Genomic DNA, 1,821 nt, shown 5'->3' with positions numbered 1-1,821 from the left:
CGGAACTGCGCCACGGGCGCAGCGTGGTGCTGGATTTTCACACCATGCCGGAGCGTAAGTTATTGCGGGGCAGTCCCCTCGAAATCACGATTCCGACAGATGCCGATCGAGCGAGAATAAATGGGCTGATCGAACGGGCCGACGAGTTGTTTCGATACGCGTATCATCTGCGTCGGGAGTTGGAAGCGACGTTGCCGGCTGAGAGATTGTCGCTTGGGGAATACTCAAGCTGGTCACGACAAAATCGGCCTTTAGTTGAGGCGCGCGCCGCCGCTCGGTACGGCGCGACTAAACGCGACGATATGGTTTCGGTGCTGTGTCCGGTTTATCGGCCTGATCACGGAGAATTTCTTGCCGCAGTCGATTCTGTGCGATCACAGACCTATAAAAATTGGGAACTGATCTTGATCGACGATGCAAGTCGCGATGATGACTTGACCGAAATACTGGAGAAACTATCGTTTGTTGATCCGCGAATTAAGGTGTTCACATTGTCTAAAAATGGCGGCATTGCGAACGCGACAAACCGAGGCATCCAGGAGTCCAAGGGAGAATTCATCGCATTCTTTGATCACGACGACCTGCTGGAACCGTTTGCCTTAGATGTGATGTTGCGCGCCCATGCTGCCACCGGCGCAAAGCTATTGTATTCCGATGAAGATAAGATTGATCGTAACGGACGACTATCTGAGCCGAATTTCAAACCTGATTTCAATTATCGTCTATTGCTGGATCAAAACTATATCTGTCATTTCGTGATGGCTGAGGCTGGTATTATCAAGGCGGCTGGAGGTTTGGATGCACGGTTTGATGGTGCTCAGGACCACGAATTTCTATTGCGACTTGCGGAACAATTATCACTTCACGAAATACATCACGTTGCGGAGATTTTATATCACTGGCGCATCACGCCAAAATCGACAGCTGGTTCAGGTAGCGCAAAGCCGCGCGCCGCGCTCGCGGGTGAAGTTGCTATCACCGAGCATCTCAAACGACGTCATTTACCTGCGACAGTCGAGCGGCGGGGAGGGATGACCTGTTATCGCACGAGTTTCCGGTTAGATTCGGACCCCGGTGTTTCAATCTTGATTCCTTTCCGCAATCACATTGAGTTGACGCGTCAATGTGTCGAGGCGGTCCGTGCTTGTCGTAACGAGATGAAAATAGAAATTATCCTGTTGGACAACTGGTCCTATGGCGAGGAGGCCGAGGCGTTCTGCGCCGAACAAGGGAATCAACCTGATACCAAGGTCATTCGGATTGCCGAGCCGTTTAATTATTCACTGATTAACAATCGCGGCGTCGTTGCATCGTCGTATCCGTTTCTTTTATTCATGAATAATGATGTGATTGTTAGCGACCCAAATTGGCTGCGAACGATGCTGAATGAGGCTCTGGTTGATCCGCAAGTTGGTGCCGTTGGGGCAAAACTCTTGTATCCAAACGGCACGGTTCAGCATGGCGGCGTTGTGCTTGGTGTCGGAGGTATCGCTGAACACGCATTTCGCGGCATCGCTGGTGACGGTCCTGGCTACTTGGCTCGCGCAATTTCAGCAGCGGAGGTTTCTGCGGTTACTGCTGCGTGCATGCTCGTGAGGCGTTCGGCCTTTGACCTTGCTGGTGGGTTCGACGAAGCGGAGTTGAGCGTGGCGTTCAATGATGTCGATCTCTGCATAAAATTGCGCAACGCGGGATTTAAAATCATCTACGCGCCCGATGCGGTCTGTGAGCATCGCGAGAGCATGAGCCGGGGTGACGATTTCGCCGAGGATAAACTCTCCCGCTTCATGCGCGAGAACGAGGCGATGCGCAGCCGGTGGG

1 protein-coding gene is annotated in these 1,821 nt (G+C 52.5%); it reads left to right on the top strand.

Features of this window, described 5'->3' with window-relative positions; all coding sequences use genetic code 11:
* Window positions 1–1,821: glycosyltransferase family 2 protein (locus ACP5E6_RS18935; RefSeq protein WP_427957027.1), on the top strand; the 1,821-nt coding region annotated here is incomplete at both ends.

The sequence above is a fragment of the Acidiphilium sp. genome, from assembly GCF_049977125.1.
Lineage (GTDB): Bacteria > Pseudomonadota > Alphaproteobacteria > Acetobacterales > Acetobacteraceae > Acidiphilium.
This window is presented reverse-complemented; position numbering and strand designations above follow the sequence as displayed.